Origin of the sequence: Pseudomonas sp. 5P_5.1_Bac1 (assembly GCF_025466015.1) — a bacterium.
In the GTDB taxonomy this organism is placed as follows: Bacteria; Pseudomonadota; Gammaproteobacteria; order Pseudomonadales; family Pseudomonadaceae; genus Aquipseudomonas.
In genome coordinates this window covers 74,132-93,469 of record NZ_JANLNX010000006.1, presented here as the reverse complement: position 1 = coordinate 93,469, position 19,338 = coordinate 74,132, and the positions used below count along the sequence as shown (strand labels likewise).

Sequence of the window (19,338 nt, the reverse complement as noted above, 5' to 3'; positions counted from 1 at the left end):
AGTCGTGTAACGCTCTGAAATGGGCGGCCATAGCGGGTGAAAGCCCCGTACACTCATGAGGTTTACAACATGACTATTGGTGTAGTCGGTCGTAAGTGCGGTATGACCCGCATTTTCACCGAAGAAGGTGTCTCCATTCCGGTCACGGTCATTGAGATCGAGCCGAATCGCGTCACCCAGTTCAAAACTGAAGAAACCGATGGCTATCGTGCAGTGCAAGTCACTGTCGGTGAGCGTCGTGCTTCGCGTGTGACTGCTGCTCAAGCAGGCCACTTCGCTAAAGCAAACGTTGCCGCTGGTCGTGGTGTCTGGGAATTCCGTCTTGAAGACGGCGAATACCAGGCTGGCGACTTGATCAACGCTGAACTCTTCGCTGCAGGCCAACTGGTAGATGTTACCGGTCAGTCCAAGGGTAAAGGCTTTGCCGGTACCATCAAGCGCTGGAACTTCCGCGGTCAAGACAACACCCACGGTAACTCCGTTTCCCACCGCGTCCCGGGCTCTATCGGCCAGTGCCAGACTCCTGGTCGTGTATTCAAGGGCAAAAAAATGTCCGGTCACATGGGCGCCGAGCGCGTGACCGTTCAGTCCCTGGAAGTAGTGCGCGTCGACGCTGAACGCAATCTGTTGCTGGTCAAGGGTGCCGTTCCGGGCGCCACTGGTGGCAATTTGGTTGTGCGTCCGGCTGCCAAGGCTCGCGGTTAAGGGGAAGCTGACATGCAACTAAATGTAAATGACGCTCAAGCGATCGAAGTTTCCGAACTGACTTTCGGTGGCGAATTCAACGAGACGCTGGTTCACCAAGCAGTCGTGGCCTACATGGCCGGCGGCCGTCAAGGCACCAAGCAGCAGAAAACCCGTTCCGACGTATCTGGTGGCGGTAAGCGCCCTTGGCGTCAGAAGGGTACTGGTCGCGCTCGTGCCGGTACTATCCGTAGCCCAATCTGGCGTGGCGGCGGTACCACTTTCGCAGCTCGTCCTCAGGATCACTCGCAGAAGCTCAACAAGAAGATGTACCGCGCAGCAATGCGTTCCATCCTCGCTGAGCTGGTGCGTACCGACCGTCTGGTCGTGGTTCAAGACTTCGCTGTTGAAGCACCGAAAACCAAAGACCTGCTGAACAAGCTGAATGGCATGGGTCTGAGCGATGTACTGATCGTTTCTGATGCTGTTGATCAGAATCTGTACCTGGCTGCCCGTAACCTGCCGCACGTTGACGTGCGCGATGTACAGGCCTCCGATCCGGTCAGTCTGATCGCATACGACAAAGTGTTGATCACTGTGTCGGCCGTGAAGAAATTCGAGGAGCTGCTGGGATGAACCAGGAACGCGTATTTAAAGTTCTACTTGGCCCGCACGTTTCCGAGAAGGCCACGGTTCTGGCTGACAAGAAAGGCCAGTTCGTTTTCAAGGTTGCTACTGACGCAACCAAGCTGGAAATCAAGAAGGCCGTCGAAAGCCTGTTCAGCGTGAAAGTGGAAAGCGTAACTACCCTGAACGTTCTGGGTAAGTCCAAGCGCACCGCTCGCGGCCTGGGCAAGCGTAATGACTGGAAGAAGGCGATCATCTCCCTTCAACCAGGCCAAGATCTCGATTTCAGCAGCAGTGCTGAGTAAGGAAGGGGTGCATCATGGCAATCGTTAAATGCAAACCGACTTCCCCTGGCCGCCGTTTTGTGGTCAAGGTGGTCAACAAGGAGCTGCATAAAGGCGCTCCTCACGCACCGCTGCTCGAGAAAAAATCGAAGTCTGGTGGTCGTAACAACAATGGCCGTATTACCACTCGTCACGTTGGTGGTGGTCATAAGCAGCATTACCGTCTGGTCGACTTCCGTCGCAACGACAAGGACGGCATCGCCGCCACTGTCGAGCGTATCGAATACGATCCAAACCGTACTGCTCACATCGCTCTGCTGTGCTATGCGGACGGCGAACGTCGCTACATCATCGCCCCTAAAGGCGTGAGCGCTGGTGACCAGCTGATCGCAGGTGCTCTGGCTCCTATCAAGCCGGGCAACTCGCTGCAGCTGCGTAACATCCCAGTCGGTAGCACCATTCACGGCATCGAACTGAAGCCGGGTAAGGGTGCGCAAATCGCTCGTTCCGCTGGTGCTTCGGCTCAGCTCATCGCTCGCGAAGGTGTCTACGTGACCCTGCGTCTGCGCTCTGGCGAAATGCGTAAAGTACTGGCTGAGTGCCGTGCGACCCTGGGCGAAGTCTCGAACTCCGAGCACAGCCTGCGTTCGCTGGGTAAAGCTGGTGCCAAACGCTGGCGTGGCGTTCGCCCAACCGTTCGTGGTGTTGCCATGAACCCGGTTGACCACCCACATGGTGGTGGTGAAGGTCGTACCTCCGGTGGTCGTCATCCGGTATCGCCATGGGGCTTCCCGACCAAGGGTGCGAAGACTCGTGGTAATAAGCGTACCGACAAAATGATCGTCCGTCGTCGCAAGTAAATAGAGGGATACGACAGTGCCACGTTCTCTGAAAAAAGGTCCTTTTATCGATCTTCACCTACTGAAGAAGATCGAAGTGGCGGCGGAAAAGAACGATCGCAAACCAGTTAAAACCTGGTCGCGTCGTTCGATGATCCTGCCACAAATGGTCGGTCTGACCATCGCGGTACACAACGGTCGTCAACATGTCCCAGTTCTCGTGAACGAAGACATGGTCGGCCATAAACTGGGCGAGTTTGCCGGTACCCGCACCTACCGCGGGCACGTGGCTGACAAGAAAGCCAAGCGTTAAGGGGTTAGGAAATGGAAGTAGCCGCTAAGTTGTCGGGCGCTCGAATCTCCGCCCAGAAAGCCCGCTTGGTCGCCGACCAGATCCGCGGGAAGAAGGTGGGCGAAGCGCTCAACCTGTTGGCCTTCAGCAGCAAGAAAGCTGCTGAAATCATGAAGAAAGTCCTCGAGTCGGCCGTAGCCAACGCCGAACACAACGAAGGCGCAGACGTTGATGACCTGAAGGTCTCCACCGTTTTCGTCAACGAAGGGCGTTCGCTGAAGCGCATCATGCCGCGTGCCAAAGGCCGCGCTGATCGCATCGTCAAGCGGTCTTGCCATATCACTGTCAAGGTTGCGGACAAGTAACGGAGTCGATACAGATGGGTCAGAAAGTACATCCCACTGGCATTCGCCTGGGAATCGTCAAGGAGCACACCTCCGTCTGGTACGCCGACGGTAGGACTTACGCAGATTACCTGTTGAAGGATCTGCAAACCCGTGAGTACCTCCAAGACAAACTAAAAAGCGCGTCCGTGAGCCGTATCGATATTCATCGTCCGGCCCAAACTGCACGCATCACCATCCACACCGCTCGTCCAGGTATCGTTATCGGGAAGAAAGGTGAAGATGTTGAGAAACTGCGTCAGGACCTGACCAAGCAAATGGGTGTGCCTGTGCACATCAATATCGAAGAGATCCGCAAGCCGGAGCTCGACGGTATGCTGGTTGCTCAGAGCGTAGCTCAGCAGCTGGAGCGTCGTGTCATGTTCCGCCGTGCTATGAAGCGCGCCGTACAGAACGCCATGCGTATTGGTGCCAAGGGCATCAAGATCCAAGTGAGCGGTCGTCTCGGCGGTGCTGAAATCGCACGTACTGAATGGTATCGCGAAGGTCGTGTGCCACTGCACACCCTGCGTGCCGATATCGACTATGCCACTTACGAAGCTCACACCACTTACGGTGTGATCGGTGTCAAGGTTTGGATCTTCAAAGGCGAAGTTATTGGTGGTCGCCAAGAAGAACTGAAACCACAAGCACCAGCGCCTCGTAAAAAAGCTGCTAAGTAAGGGGTACGCCAAATGTTGCAACCAAAGCGTACAAAATTCCGTAAGCAGATGACTGGCCACAACCGTGGTCTGGCACTGCGCGGTAGCAAGGTCAGCTTCGGCGAGTTCGCCCTGAAAGCTGTTGCTCGCGGTCGTCTCACCGCTCGCCAGATCGAGTCGGCACGTCGTGCTCTGACTCGTCACGTAAAACGTGGCGGCAAGATCTGGATCCGTGTATTCCCGGACAAGCCGGTTACCAAGAAGCCTCTCGAAGTGCGGATGGGTAAAGGTAAGGGTTCCGTTGAGTACTGGGTTGCCCAGATTCAGCCAGGCAAAGTCCTGTACGAGATCGAGGGTGTTTCTGAAGAGCTGGCGCGTGAGGCTTTCGCCCTGGCTGCTGCAAAGCTGCCTCTCGCCACCTCCTTTGTTAAGCGGACGGTGATGTGATGAAAGCGAATGAACTTCGTGAAAAATCAGCACAGCAGCTGAACGAGCAACTGCTCGGCCTGCTGCGCGACCAGTTCAATCTGCGTATGCAGAAAGCAACTGGCCAGTTGGGGCAGTCGCACCTGCTCTCGCAAGTTAAGCGTGACATTGCTCGCGTGAAAACTGTGCTCAACCAGCAGGCAGGTAAGTGATCATGGCTGAAGCTGAAAAAACCGTCCGTACGCTGACTGGCCGTGTCGTCAGCGACAAGATGGACAAGACCATCACCGTTCTGATCGAGCGTCGCGTAAAGCACCCGATCTACGGTAAATACGTTAAGCGTTCGACTAAGCTGCACGCGCACGACGAAAACAACCAATGCCATATCGGCGACAAGGTTTCCATCCGTGAAACCCGTCCGCTGGCCAAGACCAAGTCCTGGGCGCTGGTTGAAGTTCTCGAACGCGCTGTTGAAGTCTAAGGGCTAAGGGTCGGAGAAATTTTATGATTCAGACTCAATCCATGCTCGATGTGGCCGATAACAGCGGCGCTCGTCGCGTCATGTGCATCAAGGTTCTCGGCGGTTCGCACCGCCGTTACGCCGGTATCGGTGACATCATCAAAGTAACCGTCAAGGAAGCAATTCCGCGCGGTAAAGTGAAAAAAGGCCAAGTGATGACTGCTGTTGTAGTCCGCACTCGCCACGGTGTTCGTCGCGCTGACGGCTCCATCATTCGCTTTGATGGCAACGCTGCTGTTCTGTTGAACAACAAGCAAGAGCCGATCGGCACCCGTATCTTTGGGCCAGTGACCCGTGAACTTCGTACCGAGAAGTTCATGAAGATCGTCTCGCTCGCCCCAGAAGTGCTGTAAGGAGATCCGACATGCAAAAGATTCGTCGTGACGACGAGATCATCGTGATCGCCGGCAAAGACAAAGGTAAGCGCGGTAAGGTGCTGAAGGTGCTCGCTGACGACCGTCTGGTCGTTGGTGGGATCAACCTGGTGAAGCGTCATACCAAGCCTAACCCGATGTCGGGCGTACAAGGCGGTATCGTCGAGAAAGAAGCGCCTCTGCACGCTTCCAACGTCGCCATTTTCAACGGCGAAACCAACAAGGCTGACCGCGTTGGTTTCAAAGTAGAAGAAGGCAAAAAAATTCGTGTCTTCAAGTCGACCCAAAAAGCGGTTGATGCTTGAACACTGCTAGGTAGAAGACCATGGCACGACTGAAAGAGATTTATCGGAAGGAAATCGCTCCGAAGCTTAAGGAAGAACTTAAGCTGGCGAACGTGATGGAAGTTCCGCGCGTTACCAAGATCACCCTGAACATGGGTCTGGGCGAAGCGATCGGCGACAAGAAAGTCATCGAGCACGCTGTTGCTGACCTGGAAAAGATCACCGGTCAAAAAGCCGTTGTGACTTTCGCTCGGAAATCCATCGCAGGCTTCAAAGTCCGTGAAGGTTGGCCGATCGGCGTCAAAGTCACTCTGCGCCGTGATCGTATGTACGAGTTCCTGGACCGCCTGCTGGCGATCTCCCTGCCTCGGGTTCGCGACTTCCGCGGCCTGAATGCCAAGTCCTTCGATGGTCGTGGTAACTACAGCATGGGCGTGAAAGAGCAGATCATCTTCCCGGAAATCGACTACGACAAGATCGATGCTCTGCGCGGTCTGGACATTACCCTGACCACCACTGCTCGTACGGATGACGAAGGCCGCGCTCTGCTGCGTGCTTTCAAATTCCCGTTCCGCAACTGATTGGAGTAGGAAAATGGCCAAGAAGAGCATGAAAAACCGCGAGCTGAAGCGTCAGCTGACGGTTGCTAAGTTCGCCAAGAAGCGTGCTGAGCTCAAAGCGATCATCGTTAATCTGGAAGTAACTCCAGAAGAGCGTTTCGCTGCGGTTGTAGCTCTGCAGAAGCAGCCACGTGACGCCAGCGCTTCGCGCCTGCGTAACCGCTGCCGCATCACTGGTCGTCCACACGGCGTTTACCGCAAGTTCGGCCTCGGCCGTAACAAGCTGCGTGAAGCAGCAATGCGCGGTGACGTTCCAGGTCTGGTCAAAGCCAGCTGGTAAGACGTACCTGCAGTGTCCCGGTGGTGGAAGAGCGATCTTCCGACCACCGGTGACCCGGCATCGAAACAAGCCCCTTTTGGGGCTTGTTTCGTTTTTGGTATGTGTCTAGAATGACCGGCTCGCCTGAGCCCGGGTTTTTCCGTGCAGCTTCGGGCGACAGTAGTAGCCGAAAGGCTAATTTTTTTTGCATCAGGAGCGTCTAGCCCATGAGTATGCAGGACCCGTTAGCGGACATGCTAACTCGCATCCGTAATGCCCAGATGGCTGAAAAGTCCGTCGTAAGCATGCCTTCGTCAACTCTGAAGGTTGCGGTCGCCAAAGTTCTGAAAGACGAAGGTTACATTGCTGGCTACCAAGTCAGCAGCGATGTAAAGCCATCGCTCTCCATCGAGCTGAAATACTTCGAAGGCCGTCCGGTCATCGAGGAAGTCAAGCGCGTAAGTCGTCCAGGTCTGCGTCAGTACAAGTCCGTCGATGAACTGCCGAAAGTACGTGGCGGTCTGGGCGTGTCTATCGTCTCCACCAACAAAGGTGTGATGACGGATCGTGCTGCGCGCGCTGCCGGTGTTGGCGGCGAAGTTCTCTGCACAGTGTTCTAAGGGGGGATAAGCATGTCTCGCGTCGCTAAGAACCCCGTTAAGCTGCCAGCTGGCGTCGAAGTAAAATTCGCCGGCCAACAGCTTTCGGTGAAGGGTGCCAAGGGCACTCTCGAACTGAATGTTCACTCGTCTGTAGAAGTGATCGAAGAAGCTGGTGAGCTGCGTTTCGCTGCTCGCAACGGCGATCAACAGACCCGCGCTATGGCCGGTACTACCCGTGCCCTGGTAAACAACATGGTCCAAGGCGTAAGCCAAGGCTTCGAGCGCAAGCTCCAGCTGGTCGGTGTTGGTTACAAAGCACAAGCCAAAGGCACCGTGCTCAACCTGGCGCTCGGCTTCTCGCATCCAGTGGACTACGAACTGCCAGCCGGTATCACCGCTGAAACTCCAAGCCAGACCGATATCCTGATCAAGGGTATCGATAAGCAGCTGGTAGGTCAGGTGGCCGCTGAAATCCGCGACTTCCGTCCACCAGAGCCTTATAAAGGCAAGGGTGTGCGTTACGCGGACGAAGTAGTCCGTCGTAAAGAAGCCAAGAAGAAGTAGGGCATAGCAAATGACCGACAAAAAAGTTACTCGTCTGCGTCGCGCTCGCAAAGCACGCCTGAAAATGCACGAACTCGAAGTCGTGCGTCTCTGCGTGTTCCGCTCCTCGCAGCATATCTACGCCCAGGTCATCTCGGCCGACGGCAGCAAAGTCTTGGCCAGTGCCTCGACTTTGGACAAAGAACTGCGTGATGGCGCCACCGGCAACATCGACGCGGCCACTAAGGTTGGCAAGCTGGTAGCTGAGCGTGCGAAAGCCGCCGGTGTATCTCAAGTTGCCTTTGACCGTTCCGGCTTCAAGTATCACGGCCGCGTCAAAGCGCTGGCTGATGCTGCTCGTGAAGGCGGGCTGGAGTTCTAAGTTATGGCAAATAACGATCAAAAGCGCGACGAAGGCTACATCGAGAAGCTGGTTCAGGTTAACCGCGTTGCCAAGACCGTAAAAGGCGGCCGTATCTTCACCTTCACCGCGCTGACCGTGGTAGGTGATGGCAAAGGTCGCGTTGGTTTCGGCCGTGGTAAGTCGCGTGAAGTACCTGCTGCGATCCAGAAGGCTATGGAAGCTGCTCGCCGCAACATGATTCAGGTTGACCTGGATGGCACCACTCTGCAGTACGCAACCAAGTCCGCCCATGGCGCGTCGAAGGTTTACATGCAGCCTGCCTCCGAAGGTACCGGTATCATCGCCGGTGGCGCCATGCGTGCCGTCCTGGAAGTTGCTGGCGTTCAGAACGTCCTGGCCAAGTGCTACGGCTCGACTAACCCTGTAAACGTGGTTCACGCCACTTTCAAGGGTCTGAAGGCTATGCAATCTCCTGAGTCCATTGCTGCCAAGCGCGGCAAGAGCGTTGAGGAGATTCTCTGATCATGGCTACCGTTAAAGTAACGCTGATCAAAAGCACCGCCGGCCGTCTGCCTAACCACAAACTGTGTGTTAAAGGTCTGGGTCTGCGCCGCATCGGTCACACTGTAGAAGTCCTGGATACTCCCGAGAATCGCGGGATGATCAACAAGGCTTACTACATGCTGCGCGTCGAGGGTTAATCGATGAAACTCAATGATCTGAGTCCAGCGCCGGGTTCCCGTCGCGAGAAGCATCGTCCGGGTCGTGGTATCGGTAGTGGTTTGGGTAAGACTGGTGGCCGCGGCCACAAAGGTCAAACCTCCCGCTCCGGTGGCACCATTGCTCCTGGCTTTGAAGGCGGTCAACAGCCGCTGCACCGTCGTCTGCCGAAGTTCGGCTTCGTTTCCCTGAAAGCCATGGACCGCGCAGAAGTGCGTCTGTCCGAGCTGGCCAAAGTGGAAGGCGACGTTGTTACCGTTCAGTCCCTGAAGGACGCCAACGTGATTAACCAGAACGTACAGCGTGTGAAAATCATGCTGTCGGGCGAAGTTACTCGCGCGGTCACCATCAAGGGTATCGCCGTCACCAAAGGTGCACGTGCGGCTATCGAAGCAGCTGGCGGCAAGTTCGAGGAATAAATGGCTAAGCAAGGTGCTCTCTCTTCGCTCGGCAAAGGCGGAATGTCTGAACTCTGGGCTCGTCTGCGTTTTCTGTTCCTGGCGATCATCGTCTATCGAATAGGCGCACACATCCCGGTTCCAGGCGTTAACCCTGAGCGGCTGGCGGAACTGTTTCGACAGAATGAGGGGACCATTCTTAGCTTGTTCAACATGTTTTCCGGCGGTGCGCTGGAGCGTATGAGCGTATTTGCACTGGGGATCATGCCGTACATTTCGGCATCGATCATCATGCAGCTCATGACCGCTGTCAGCCCACAGCTGGAGCAGTTGAAGAAGGAAGGTGAAGCTGGCCGTCGCAAGATCAGCCAGTACACCCGCTACCTCACCGTTACTCTGGCGTTGGTCCAGGCCATTGGCATGTCCATTGGTCTGGCTGGTCAGGGTGTGGCGTTTGCTGCTGGTTTCGGCTTCCATTTCGTTGCGGTTTCCACGTTTGTGGCCGGCGCAATGTTCATGATGTGGCTAGGCGAGCAGATTACCGAGCGCGGTGTGGGCAACGGTATCTCGATGCTTATTTTCGCGGGTATCGTTGCCGGTCTTCCGAGAGCAATCGGGCAGTCTTTCGAGTCTGCGCGTACAGGCGATATCAACATCTTCGCCCTGGTCGCTATCGGTTTGCTGGCAGTAGCGATTATCGGTTTTGTGGTCTTCATCGAGCGTGGTCAGCGTCGTATTGCTGTTCACTACGCGAAGCGTCAGCAGGGCCGCAAGGTCTTTGCTGCGCAGACGAGCCACTTGCCGCTTAAAGTGAACATGGCCGGTGTTATTCCGGCTATTTTCGCAAGCAGCATTCTGCTGTTTCCGGCTTCGCTGGGTGCCTGGTTCGGTCAGTCTGAGGGTATGGGCTGGTTGCAGGACATCTCGCAGTCGATCGCTCCTGGTCAGCCGTTGAATATTCTGCTGTTTAGTGCAGGGATCATTTTCTTCTGCTTCTTCTATACGGCGTTGATGTTCAATCCGAAAGACGTAGCGGAAAACCTGAAGAAGTCCGGTGCCTTTATTCCGGGTATCCGTCCTGGCGAGCAGTCGGCGCGCTACATTGATGGCGTTCTGACCCGTTTGACCATGTTCGGTGCTCTTTATATGACGGCCGTGTGCCTGCTTCCCCAGTTCCTGGTGGTCGCAGCAAACGTTCCGTTCTACCTTGGCGGGACCTCGTTGCTGATTGTGGTAGTGGTTGTGATGGACTTTATGTCCCAAGTACAATCGCACCTCGTTTCGCACCAGTACGAATCCCTGATGAAGAAAGCCAACCTGAAAGGCTACGGCGGCAGCGGTCTGCTGCGCTGAAACCCCTAAGGTTCGAGGAGTTGGTGATGAAAGTTCGTGCATCGGTGAAAAAACTGTGCCGTAACTGCAAAATTATTCGCCGCGAAGGTGTCGTTCGAGTAATTTGCAGCGCGGAACCACGTCACAAACAGCGCCAAGGCTGAGTGTGATCTGCGCTTCAAGCCCAGCAGCTAGTGTGCTGCTGGGTTGATTAATTGTTTCTACAGCGATATTATCTCGCGCCCTATTTCTTGGCTTCCGGGGCGTAGGTAGCTGTCAATTGGAGTCCCACTGAATGGCCCGTATTGCAGGCGTTAACATTCCAGATAACAAGCATACTGTTATCTCGCTGACCTACATCTACGGTGTTGGTCGCACCACTGCACAGAAAATCTGTGCAGACACTGGGGTAAACCCAGCCGCAAAGATCAAGGATCTGAGCGACGAGCAGATTGAACAGCTGCGTAGCGAAGTTGCGAAGTTCACCACTGAAGGTGACCTGCGTCGCGACATCAACATGAAAATCAAGCGGTTGATGGACCTGGGTTGCTACCGCGGCCTGCGTCATCGTCGGGGTCTGCCAGTACGCGGTCAGCGTACCAAGACCAATGCCCGTACCCGTAAAGGTCCGCGCAAGCCGATCCGCAAGTAATCGCACCAGCGAATCGACAGGAATTTAGACATGGCAAAACCTGCTGCTCGTCCTCGTAAAAAAGTCAAAAAGACAGTGGTTGATGGCATCGCCCACATCCACGCGTCTTTCAACAACACCATCGTGACCATCACCGATCGTCAAGGTAACGCTCTGTCCTGGGCTACCTCCGGCGGTTCGGGTTTCCGTGGTTCCCGCAAATCGACCCCGTTCGCCGCTCAGGTAGCTGCAGAACGTGCTGGTCAAGCTGCGCTGGAATACGGCCTGAAGAACCTCGACGTCAACGTCAAGGGTCCAGGTCCAGGTCGTGAGTCCGCTGTTCGTGCACTGAACGGCTGCGGCTATAAGATCGCCAGCATCACCGACGTGACGCCAATCCCGCATAACGGGTGCCGTCCGCCGAAGAAGCGTCGCGTGTAATCAGGAGACAGATAAATGGCACGTTACATTGGTCCAAAATGCAAACTGTCTCGTCGTGAAGGCACCGATCTGTTCCTGAAGAGTGGCGTTCGCGCTCTGGAATCGAAGTGCAACATCGAAGCAGCCCCAGGTATCCACGGTCAGCGCCGTGGCCGTCAGTCCGACTACGGCACCCAGCTGCGTGAGAAACAAAAAGTCCGTCGTATCTACGGCGTGCTCGAGCGTCAGTTCAGCGGTTACTACAAGCAAGCGGCTTCCAAGAAAGGCGCTACTGGTGAGAACCTGCTGCAACTGCTCGAATGCCGTCTGGATAACGTCGTTTATCGTATGGGCTTTGGCGCTACTCGTGCCGAATCCCGTCAGCTGGTTTCGCACAAAGCGATCAGCGTAAACGGCAAGACTGTAAACGTTCCGTCCTACCAAGTTCGTCCGGGTGACGTGGTCGCAGTTCGCGAGAAATCGCTGAACCAGCTGCGCATTGTTCAAGCCCTTGAACTGTGCGCTCAGCGTGGCCGCGTTGAGTGGGTAGAAGTGGACGCTGCCAAGAAGTCGGGCGTTTTCAAGAACGTTCCTGCTCGCAGCGACCTGTCTGCCGACATCAACGAAAACCTGATTGTCGAGCTCTACTCCAAGTAAGGGCTAGAAAATAGGTGCATCCATGCAGATTTCGGTAAATGAGTTCCTGACGCCCCGCCACATCGATGTGCAGGTCGTCAGTCCAACCCGCGCTAAGATCACGCTCGAGCCTCTCGAGCGTGGTTTCGGCCATACCCTGGGCAACGCGCTGCGCCGCATCCTGTTGTCCTCTATGCCTGGCTGTGCAGTAGTCGAGGCCGAGATTGACGGTGTACTCCATGAGTACTCCGCGATCGAAGGTGTACAGGAAGATGTCATTGAAATCCTGTTGAACCTTAAAGGCCTGGCTATCAAACTGCATGGTCGTGACGAAGTTACGCTGACCTTGTCGAAGAAGGGTTCGGGGGTGGTTACCGCTGCCGATATTCAGCTGGATCATGATGTCGAGATCGTTAACCCCGATCACGTAATCGCTAACCTGGCGTCCAACGGCGCTTTGAACATGAAGCTCACCGTAGCTCGTGGTCGTGGTTATGAGCCGGCCGATTCGCGTCAGAGCGATGAAGACGAAAGCCGCAGCATTGGTCGCTTGCAGCTTGACTCTTCGTTCAGCCCGGTTCGCCGTATCGCATACGTGGTGGAAAACGCCCGTGTCGAGCAGCGTACCAACCTGGACAAGCTGGTTATTGATCTGGAAACCAACGGTACCCTGGATCCTGAAGAGGCTATCCGTCGTGCTGCAACCATCCTGCAACAGCAGTTGGCTGCGTTCGTCGACCTCAAAGGTGACAGCGAACCCGTGGTAGTCGAGCAGGAAGACGAGATCGATCCGATCCTGCTTCGTCCAGTTGACGATCTGGAATTGACCGTGCGTTCGGCCAACTGCCTGAAGGCGGAGAACATCTACTACATCGGCGATCTGATTCAGCGCACCGAAGTAGAGCTGTTGAAAACTCCGAACCTCGGCAAGAAGTCCCTGACTGAAATCAAGGACGTTCTGGCTTCCCGTGGTCTGTCCCTCGGCATGCGCCTCGACAACTGGCCGCCTGCAAGTCTTAAGAAAGACGACAAGGCGACTGCCTGATCGTCGTAATCACCGAACGTAGTGTTTGGTAAGGAATGAATCATGCGTCATCGTAAAAGTGGACGTCACCTGAGCCGTACCAGCTCTCACCGCAAGGCCATGTTCCAGAACATGGCGGTGTCGCTGTTCGAGCACGAGCTGATCAAAACTACCCTGCCAAAAGCCAAGGAACTGCGCCGCGTTGCCGAGCCGCTGATCACCCTGGCCAAGGAAGACAGCGTAGCTAACCGTCGCCTTGCTTTCGACCGTACTCGTTCGAAAGAAATCGTCGGCAAGCTGTTCAACGATCTGGGCAAGCGCTACGCCACCCGTCAGGGCGGTTACCTGCGTATCCTCAAGTGCGGTTTCCGCGCTGGCGACAACGCGCCTATGGCGTACGTCGAGCTGGTTGATCGTCCTGTCGGTGGCTCGGTAGAAGCTGCTGAGTAAGACGAACAGTCTTGAACAAAAAACCGGGCCTTGTGCCCGGTTTTTTGTTTTCTAGTGATCGCTTTTCCTATTGGCTAGTCGATATGCAGTCCGCTGTTGCGCCGTTTTGAAGAAACATTGCGCTTAACTCGAAGTGATAAGGAGAAACTCCCTCATTTGGACGCTTTTCAATGAAAATCACTACTGTTCGCCCGCTTTTTTCGACATTTATGCGTAAATCACAGTGACCTCCCAGTCATCCTGGTTCAAACTATGGCTTTCACACAGGGAGAGGCGGGACGATGCAAGGTCACCCGGACGTAATCGACTATCTCAACACGTTGCTGACGGGCGAACTGGCGGCACGTGATCAGTACTTCATTCACTCGCGGATGTACGAAGACTGGGGCTTCAGCAAGCTCTACGAACGCATCAATCACGAGATGGAAGAAGAAGCCCAACACGCTGATGCCTTGATCCGCCGCATCCTGATGCTGGAAGGTACGCCGCGCATGCGTCCGGACGATCTGGATATCGGTGCTACCGTGCCAGACATGATCGCCGCCGATCTGCGCCTGGAATACAAAGTCCGCGCTGCACTGTGCAAAGGCATTGAGCTGTGCGAACTGCACAAGGACTACATCAGCCGCGACATCCTCCGTCTGCAACTGGCTGACACCGAAGAAGATCACACCTACTGGCTGGAAAAGCAGAAAGGCTTGATCAAGTCGCTGGGACTGGAGAACTACCTGCAATCGCAGATGTAATGAGCCCGGCAAAGAAAAGCCCCTGTCGTGTGAGCGACAGGGGCTTTTTCATTTCAGTGCCGGATCAGGCTCGGTCCCGTTCCAGCAGTGGCTTGAGGTAGTGCCCGGTGTGGGACTGCTTCATGTTCGCCACTTCTTCTGGCGTGCCGCAGGCGATGATCTGACCGCCCTTGGAACCACCTTCCGGACCAAGATCGACCAGCCAATCTGCGGTCTTGATCACATCCAGGTTGTGCTCGATCACCACCACGGTATTACCGTGGTCGCGCAGTCGGTGCAGTACATCGAGCAACTGCTGGATATCAGCGAAGTGCAGGCCCGTGGTGGGTTCGTCGAGGATGTACAGGGTTTTGCCGGTATCGCGCTTGGATAGCTCACGGGACAGTTTGACCCGTTGCGCTTCGCCGCCGGACAGCGTTGTAGCCGACTGCCCGAGCTTGATGTAGGACAGACCCACATCCATCAACGTTTGCAGCTTGCGAGCCAGCGCTGGCACCGCATCGAAGAACTCGCGGGCTTCCTCGATGGTCATTTCCAACACCTCGTGGATGTTCTTGCCCTTGTACTTGATCTCCAGTGTCTCGCGGTTATAGCGCTTGCTCTTGCAGACGTCGCAAGGGACGTAGATGTCTGGCAGGAAGTGCATCTCCACCTTGATCAGCCCGTCGCCCTGGCAGGCTTCGCAGCGTCCGCCCTTGACGTTGAAGGAGAAGCGGCCCGGGCCGTAGCCCCTCGAGCGCGATTCCGGGACGCCGGAGAACAATTCGCGGATCGGCGTGAACAGACCGGTATAGGTCGCCGGGTTGGAACGTGGCGTACGGCCGATCGGGCTCTGGTCGATATCCACCACCTTGTCCAGGTGCTGCAGGCCGTCGCAGCTGTCGTGCGCGGCGGCTTCCTGGGTCGTGGCACCATTGAGGGCGGTGGCTGCGAGAGGGAACAAGGTATTGTTGATCAGCGTCGACTTGCCAGAACCGGATACACCGGTCACGCAGGTCAACAGGCCGATTGGAATCTCCAGGTCGACGCTCTGCAGGTTGTTGCCGCGCGCGCCCTTGAGCTTGATCGAGAGCTTCTTGTTGCGTGGCGTGCGCTTGGCCGGCACCGCGATCTTGATCCGCCCGGAGAGGTATTTCCCGGTCAGTGAGTCAGGGTGCGCCATCACTTCTGCGGGCGTACCTTCGGCAACGATCTGGCCACCGTGTACTCCGGCGCCGGGACCGATGTCGACCACATAGTCCGCGAGGCGGATGGCGTCCTCGTCGTGCTCCACCACAATCACCGTGTTGCCGATGTCGCGCAGGTGATTGAGGGTGGCCAGCAGGCGATCGTTATCACGCTGGTGCAATCCAATGGATGGCTCGTCGAGGATATACATCACCCCGACCAGGCCGGCGCCGATCTGGCTGGCCAGACGGATGCGCTGGGCTTCGCCGCCGGACAGTGTGTCGGCACTGCGATCAAGGGTCAGGTAATCGAGGCCAACGTTCACCAGGAACTGAAGACGCTCGCAGATTTCCTTGAGGATCTTGTCGGCGATTTCGCCACGGCGTCCGGTCAGCTTCAGGCCACCGAAATACTGGCTTGCATCGCCGATGGGCAGGCCGGTCACCGAAGGCAAGGTCTTCTCGCCAACCCACACGTGACGCGCCTCGCGGCGCAGACGGGTGCCGCGGCAGTCCGGGCACGGCTGGGTACTGAGGAACTTGGCCAGCTCCTCGCGGACCGTAGCCGATTCCGTTTCCCGATAGCGGCGCTCCAGGTTCGGCACGATGCCCTCGAACGGGTGCGAGCGCTTGACGATATCGCCACGGTCGTTGAGGTACTTGAAGTCGACGTTCTGGTTACCGCTGCCGCTGAGAATGATTTTCTGGCGGTCGGCGGGCAGTTCGTTGAACGGGACTTCCAGGCTGAAGCCGAAGTGTGCCGCCAGCGACCCGAGCATCTGGAAGTAATAGACGTTACGTCGGTCCCAGCCGCGGATCGCGCCCTCGGCCAAGGTCAGCTCACCATTGACCAGGCGCTTGGCGTCGAAGAACTGCTTGACCCCCAGGCCGTCGCAGGTCGGGCAGGCGCCGGCGGGGTTGTTGAAGGAGAACAGCTTCGGCTCCAGCTCGCTGATGGCGTGGCCGCAGATCGGGCAGGCGAAGCGTGCGGAGAAGATCATCTCTTCGCCGCCTTCATCATCCATCGGCGCGACGAGCGCAATGCCGTCGGCCAGTTTCAGCGCGGTTTCGAACGACTCGGCCAGACGCTGCTGCAGGTCTTCGCGGACTTTGAAGCGGTCCACTACCACATCGATGCTGTGCTTCTTCTGTTTGTCGAGCTTGGGCAACTCGTCCAGCTCGCAGAGCTTGCCGTTGATACGGGCACGGACGAAGCCTTGAGCGCGCAGCTCCTCGAATACCGCCAGGTGCTCGCCCTTGCGCTCACGAATCACCGGGGCCAGCAACATCAGCTTGCTGCCTTCCGGCTGCGCCAGGACCAGGTCTACCATCTGGCTGACCGTCTGGGCCTCGAGCGGAATGTCGTGGTCCGGGCAGCGTGGCGTACCGACGCGGGCATACAGCAGGCGCAGGTAGTCGTAGATTTCGGTGATGGTGCCGACGGTGGAGCGAGGGTTGTGCGAAGTGGACTTCTGCTCGATGGAAATCGCTGGCGAGAGGCCTTCGATGGTATCGACGTCCGGCTTTTCCATCATCGACAGGAACTGCCGCGCATAGGCCGACAGCGACTCCACGTAGCGCCGCTGGCCTTCGGCATAGAGGGTGTCGAATGCCAGGGATGACTTGCCGGACCCGGACAGGCCGGTGATGACGATCAGCTTGTCGCGGGGCAGCGTCAGGTCGATGTTCTTCAGGTTGTGGGTACGTGCCCCACGAATCAGGATCTTGTCCACTACGGCCTCGCTTGGCGGGCTTAAACGGAGCAGTATACGGCTCGCCGCCGGTGCGCGGCAAAGCGTCGCGTAGATGCTGTTAAACGATGGGACTGGTAGAATCGCCGCCGGTTCACACGAGGTTAATCCATGCACGATCCCCACAGCGAACGCATGAGTGGCAGCGAAACCCGCGCCGCAGGCGGCCTGGCCCTGGTGTTCGCCTTCCGTATGCTGGGCATGTTCATGGTCCTGCCGGTACTGGCTACCTATGGCATGGACCTGGCGGGCGCGACGCCGGCACTCATTGGTCTGGCTATTGGCGCCTATGGGCTGACCCAGGCGGTATTGCAGATTCCATTCGGCGTCATATCCGACCGCATCGGCCGGCGTCCGGTGATCTACCTGGGATTGGTGATCTTTGCGCTGGGGAGTGTGCTGGCGGCTCAGGCCGACTCGATCTGGGGCGTGATTGCCGGACGGATCCTGCAAGGTGCTGGGGCGATTTCGGCGGCGGTAATGGCGTTACTGTCGGACCTTACCCGCGAGCAGCACCGCACCAAGGCCATGGCCATGATCGGCATGAGCATCGGTTTGTCGTTTGCCGTGGCGATGGTTGTGGGGCCGTTGTTGACCCGCAGCTTCGGTCTGTCCGGGCTGTTTCTGGCGACAGCGGCGATGGCACTGGTGGGTATCGCTCTGATCGCGTTCGTCGTGCCTGCTTCCAGCGGACCGCTGCACCACCGCGAGTCCGGGGTGGCGAAGCAAGCGCTCGGCCCGACCTTGCGACACCCTGACCTGTTGCGCCTGGACGTTGGTATTTTCGTCCTGCATGCCATCCTCATGGCCAGCTTCGTTGCCCTGCCACTGGCGTTCGTTGAACGCGGCGGGCTGCCCAAGGAAGAGCACTGGTGGGTGTACCTGACCGCTCTGCTGATTTCATTCTTCGCAATGATTCCCTTCATTATCTATGGTGAGAAAAAGCGCAAGATGAAACGTGTCCTTCTGGGCGCGGTCAGTGTCTTGCTGCTGACGGAGCTATTCTTCTGGGAGTGGGGGAACAGCCTGTCGGCCCTGGTGATCGGGACCGTGATCTTCTTCACCGCCTTCAACCTGCTGGAAGCGTCGTTGCCGTCGTTGATCAGCAAGGTGTCGCCTGCCGGCGGCAAGGGCACGGCGATGGGGGTCTATTCCACCAGCCAGTTCCTTGGCGCGGCGCTGGGCGGGATATTGGGTGGATGGATGTTCCAGCATGGTGGCTTGACCACGGTGTTCCTCGGCTGCGCGGGTTTGTGCGGGCTCTGGCTTGCCGTAGCTGTTACCATGCGCGAACCACCTTATGTGACAAGCCTGCGCATGCCGTTGTCGCCCGAAGCGCTACGCGAAGCGGGCTTGACCGAGCGCCTGAAGGCCGTGCCGGGTGTGACCGACGCAGTGGTGGTGGCAGATGAAGCCGCCATCTATATCAAACTGGATACACAAATTTTGGATCGTTCGACCCTGGAACGCCTGGTCAATCCGGCGTCCGCGGCGTGCGAAGCCTAGGAGAACGTTATGGCCCGTGGGGTTAACAAAGTCATATTGGTCGGCACCTGTGGCCAGGATCCTGAAGTACGCTACCTGCCGAACGGCAACGCCGTGACTAACCTGAGCCTAGCCACCAGTGAGCAGTGGACCGACAAGCAGACCGGCCAGAAGGTCGAGCGCACCGAGTGGCACCGCGTCTCGATGTTCGGCAAGGTCGCCGAGATTGCTGGTGAGTACCTGCGCAAGGGTTCTCAGGTGTACATCGAAGGCAAGCTGCAAACCCGCGAGTGGGAAAAAGACGGCATCAAGCGTTACACCACCGAAATCATCGTGGACATGCAAGGCACCATGCAGTTGCTAGGCGGTCGTCCGCAGAACCAGGATGGTAGCGGTGCGCCGCAAGGCAACTACAACCAGGCGCCGCAGGCTCCACGCCAGCAAGCGCCTCGTCCGCAGCAGGCTCCTCAGCGTCCGGCTCCTCAGCAACCAGCGCCGCAGCCGGCTCCGGATTTCGACAGCTTTGATGACGATATTCCGTTCTGATATCAGTTGTAGAAACTCTTTGTAGAGTTGCCTCACAGAACCCCCGCCATGCGGGGGTTCTTCGTTTCTGCCGTTTAAAGATATTGATCAGCGCAATGGCAATGCTGCAAGGGCAATGTACCTGGGCGCGTGATGAGTCTGGCTAATGCTGGCTGGACAAACTGTCGAAGTTTTAGTTCGAGTTTGCTGGTTGCTGGATTAGATCAATTCAGATGCACTCTTTCGTCTTCTGGCTTGCTTTCTGTAGTCCCTATTAGTTCCCGCTGTAGG

The 19,338-nt window shown here is 56.9% G+C and carries 31 protein-coding genes; 30 read left to right on the top strand and 1 reads right to left on the bottom strand.

Features of this window, described 5'->3' with window-relative positions:
- Positions 1 to 69 precede the first annotated feature (69 nt).
- From rplC to bfr, 28 genes are all read left to right on the top strand, one after another.
- On the top strand, positions 70 to 705 hold the full coding sequence (rplC, locus tag NTD82_RS00935; protein ID WP_095160006.1) for a 50S ribosomal protein L3: 636 nt from the start codon (positions 70 to 72) through the stop codon (positions 703 to 705).
- A gap of 12 nt (positions 706 to 717) precedes the next feature.
- Positions 718 to 1,320: a 50S ribosomal protein L4 gene (rplD, locus tag NTD82_RS00930; RefSeq protein ID WP_095160005.1), complete on the top strand. Its 603-nt coding sequence runs from the start codon at positions 718 to 720 to the stop codon at positions 1,318 to 1,320.
- Entirely contained in the window at positions 1,317 to 1,616 is a 300-nt protein-coding gene (rplW, locus tag NTD82_RS00925) for a 50S ribosomal protein L23 (protein WP_095160004.1), read from the top strand. Before rplD ends, rplW begins: the two co-directional genes overlap by 4 nt.
- 14 nt (positions 1,617 to 1,630) lie before the next feature.
- Positions 1,631 to 2,455, top strand: a complete 825-nt coding sequence (gene rplB, locus NTD82_RS00920; RefSeq protein WP_095160003.1) for a 50S ribosomal protein L2 — start codon at positions 1,631 to 1,633, stop codon at positions 2,453 to 2,455.
- Between the two features lie 16 nt (positions 2,456 to 2,471).
- Positions 2,472 to 2,747, top strand: a complete 276-nt coding sequence (gene rpsS, locus NTD82_RS00915; RefSeq protein WP_002555486.1) for a 30S ribosomal protein S19 — start codon at positions 2,472 to 2,474, stop codon at positions 2,745 to 2,747.
- An 11-nt stretch (positions 2,748 to 2,758) separates the two neighbouring features.
- Entirely contained in the window at positions 2,759 to 3,091 is a 333-nt protein-coding gene (gene rplV / locus NTD82_RS00910) for a 50S ribosomal protein L22 (protein ID WP_003103908.1), read from the top strand.
- 14 nt (positions 3,092 to 3,105) lie between these two features.
- Positions 3,106 to 3,792: a 30S ribosomal protein S3 gene (gene rpsC, locus NTD82_RS00905; RefSeq protein WP_095160002.1), complete on the top strand. Its 687-nt coding sequence runs from the start codon at positions 3,106 to 3,108 to the stop codon at positions 3,790 to 3,792.
- Positions 3,793 to 3,804: 12 nt separating this feature from the next.
- Positions 3,805 to 4,218 (top strand): 50S ribosomal protein L16, encoded by a 414-nt coding sequence (gene rplP, locus NTD82_RS00900; RefSeq protein WP_009397508.1) that lies wholly within the window; start codon positions 3,805 to 3,807, stop codon positions 4,216 to 4,218.
- Complete coding sequence (gene rpmC, locus NTD82_RS00895) at positions 4,218 to 4,409, top strand: 50S ribosomal protein L29 (protein ID WP_002555481.1); 192 nt, start codon at positions 4,218 to 4,220, stop codon at positions 4,407 to 4,409. Before rplP ends, rpmC begins: the two co-directional genes overlap by 1 nt.
- 2 nt (positions 4,410 to 4,411) lie before the next feature.
- Positions 4,412 to 4,678, top strand: a complete 267-nt coding sequence (gene rpsQ / locus NTD82_RS00890; protein ID WP_031303185.1) for a 30S ribosomal protein S17 — start codon at positions 4,412 to 4,414, stop codon at positions 4,676 to 4,678.
- Positions 4,679 to 4,701: 23 nt separating this feature from the next.
- Positions 4,702 to 5,070, top strand: coding sequence for a 50S ribosomal protein L14 (gene rplN, locus NTD82_RS00885; protein ID WP_002555479.1), 369 nt, complete (start codon positions 4,702 to 4,704; stop codon positions 5,068 to 5,070).
- 11 nt (positions 5,071 to 5,081) lie between these two features.
- Entirely contained in the window at positions 5,082 to 5,396 is a 315-nt protein-coding gene (rplX, locus tag NTD82_RS00880) for a 50S ribosomal protein L24 (RefSeq protein ID WP_008374158.1), read from the top strand.
- Between the two features lie 20 nt (positions 5,397 to 5,416).
- Complete coding sequence (gene rplE / locus NTD82_RS00875) at positions 5,417 to 5,956, top strand: 50S ribosomal protein L5 (protein WP_009397500.1); 540 nt, start codon at positions 5,417 to 5,419, stop codon at positions 5,954 to 5,956.
- 13 nt (positions 5,957 to 5,969) lie between these two features.
- A complete protein-coding gene (rpsN, locus tag NTD82_RS00870; protein ID WP_095160001.1) occupies positions 5,970 to 6,275 on the top strand; it encodes a 30S ribosomal protein S14 in 306 nt (101 codons plus the stop codon).
- Between the two features lie 206 nt (positions 6,276 to 6,481).
- Positions 6,482 to 6,874 carry a 30S ribosomal protein S8 gene (gene rpsH / locus NTD82_RS00865; RefSeq protein WP_095160000.1) on the top strand — a complete coding sequence of 131 codons (393 nt, stop codon included), beginning with the start codon at positions 6,482 to 6,484 and terminating at the stop codon, positions 6,872 to 6,874.
- 12 nt (positions 6,875 to 6,886) lie between these two features.
- Positions 6,887 to 7,420 (top strand): 50S ribosomal protein L6, encoded by a 534-nt coding sequence (gene rplF, locus NTD82_RS00860; protein ID WP_095159999.1) that lies wholly within the window; start codon positions 6,887 to 6,889, stop codon positions 7,418 to 7,420.
- 10 nt (positions 7,421 to 7,430) lie between these two features.
- The gene (rplR, locus tag NTD82_RS00855; protein ID WP_009397496.1) at positions 7,431 to 7,781 is read left to right on the top strand and encodes a 50S ribosomal protein L18; all 351 of its coding nucleotides are present in this window, start codon (positions 7,431 to 7,433) and stop codon (positions 7,779 to 7,781) included.
- A gap of 3 nt (positions 7,782 to 7,784) precedes the next feature.
- A complete protein-coding gene (rpsE, locus tag NTD82_RS00850) occupies positions 7,785 to 8,285 on the top strand; it encodes a 30S ribosomal protein S5 (RefSeq protein WP_042123536.1) in 501 nt (166 codons plus the stop codon).
- Positions 8,286 to 8,287: 2 nt separating this feature from the next.
- Entirely contained in the window at positions 8,288 to 8,464 is a 177-nt protein-coding gene (gene rpmD / locus NTD82_RS00845) for a 50S ribosomal protein L30 (protein WP_010220317.1), read from the top strand.
- 3 nt (positions 8,465 to 8,467) lie between these two features.
- The gene (gene rplO, locus NTD82_RS00840) at positions 8,468 to 8,902 is read left to right on the top strand and encodes a 50S ribosomal protein L15 (RefSeq protein WP_095159998.1); all 435 of its coding nucleotides are present in this window, start codon (positions 8,468 to 8,470) and stop codon (positions 8,900 to 8,902) included.
- On the top strand, positions 8,903 to 10,234 hold the full coding sequence (gene secY, locus NTD82_RS00835) for a preprotein translocase subunit SecY (RefSeq protein ID WP_095159997.1): 1,332 nt from the start codon (positions 8,903 to 8,905) through the stop codon (positions 10,232 to 10,234).
- Between the two features lie 26 nt (positions 10,235 to 10,260).
- On the top strand, positions 10,261 to 10,377 hold the full coding sequence (gene rpmJ / locus NTD82_RS00830) for a 50S ribosomal protein L36 (RefSeq protein ID WP_002555468.1): 117 nt from the start codon (positions 10,261 to 10,263) through the stop codon (positions 10,375 to 10,377).
- 131 nt (positions 10,378 to 10,508) lie between these two features.
- Positions 10,509 to 10,865, top strand: coding sequence for a 30S ribosomal protein S13 (gene rpsM / locus NTD82_RS00825; protein ID WP_095159996.1), 357 nt, complete (start codon positions 10,509 to 10,511; stop codon positions 10,863 to 10,865).
- Between the two features lie 30 nt (positions 10,866 to 10,895).
- Entirely contained in the window at positions 10,896 to 11,285 is a 390-nt protein-coding gene (rpsK, locus tag NTD82_RS00820; protein WP_002555466.1) for a 30S ribosomal protein S11, read from the top strand.
- A 15-nt stretch (positions 11,286 to 11,300) separates the two neighbouring features.
- On the top strand, positions 11,301 to 11,921 hold the full coding sequence (rpsD, locus tag NTD82_RS00815) for a 30S ribosomal protein S4 (RefSeq protein WP_095159995.1): 621 nt from the start codon (positions 11,301 to 11,303) through the stop codon (positions 11,919 to 11,921).
- 22 nt (positions 11,922 to 11,943) lie between these two features.
- Positions 11,944 to 12,945 (top strand): DNA-directed RNA polymerase subunit alpha, encoded by a 1,002-nt coding sequence (locus NTD82_RS00810; protein WP_003186012.1) that lies wholly within the window; start codon positions 11,944 to 11,946, stop codon positions 12,943 to 12,945.
- A gap of 42 nt (positions 12,946 to 12,987) precedes the next feature.
- Positions 12,988 to 13,374, top strand: a complete 387-nt coding sequence (gene rplQ, locus NTD82_RS00805) for a 50S ribosomal protein L17 (protein WP_002555463.1) — start codon at positions 12,988 to 12,990, stop codon at positions 13,372 to 13,374.
- Between the two features lie 281 nt (positions 13,375 to 13,655).
- Positions 13,656 to 14,120: a bacterioferritin gene (gene bfr, locus NTD82_RS00800; RefSeq protein ID WP_095159994.1), complete on the top strand. Its 465-nt coding sequence runs from the start codon at positions 13,656 to 13,658 to the stop codon at positions 14,118 to 14,120.
- A gap of 64 nt (positions 14,121 to 14,184) precedes the next feature.
- Here the strand turns inward: bfr and uvrA are convergent, their stop codons facing one another.
- Positions 14,185 to 17,019 carry an excinuclease ABC subunit UvrA gene (gene uvrA, locus NTD82_RS00795; protein WP_262127449.1) on the bottom strand — a complete coding sequence of 945 codons (2,835 nt, stop codon included), beginning with the start codon at positions 17,017 to 17,019 and terminating at the stop codon, positions 14,185 to 14,187.
- A gap of 129 nt (positions 17,020 to 17,148) precedes the next feature.
- On the opposite strand from uvrA, the gene NTD82_RS00790 reads away from it, so the two are divergent.
- Together NTD82_RS00790 and NTD82_RS00785 are read left to right on the top strand one after the other, a co-directional pair.
- Positions 17,149 to 18,543: an MFS transporter gene (locus tag NTD82_RS00790; RefSeq protein ID WP_095160022.1), complete on the top strand. Its 1,395-nt coding sequence runs from the start codon at positions 17,149 to 17,151 to the stop codon at positions 18,541 to 18,543.
- Between the two features lie 9 nt (positions 18,544 to 18,552).
- Entirely contained in the window at positions 18,553 to 19,068 is a 516-nt protein-coding gene (locus NTD82_RS00785) for a single-stranded DNA-binding protein (RefSeq protein WP_262127448.1), read from the top strand.
- Positions 19,069 to 19,338 lie beyond the last annotated feature (270 nt).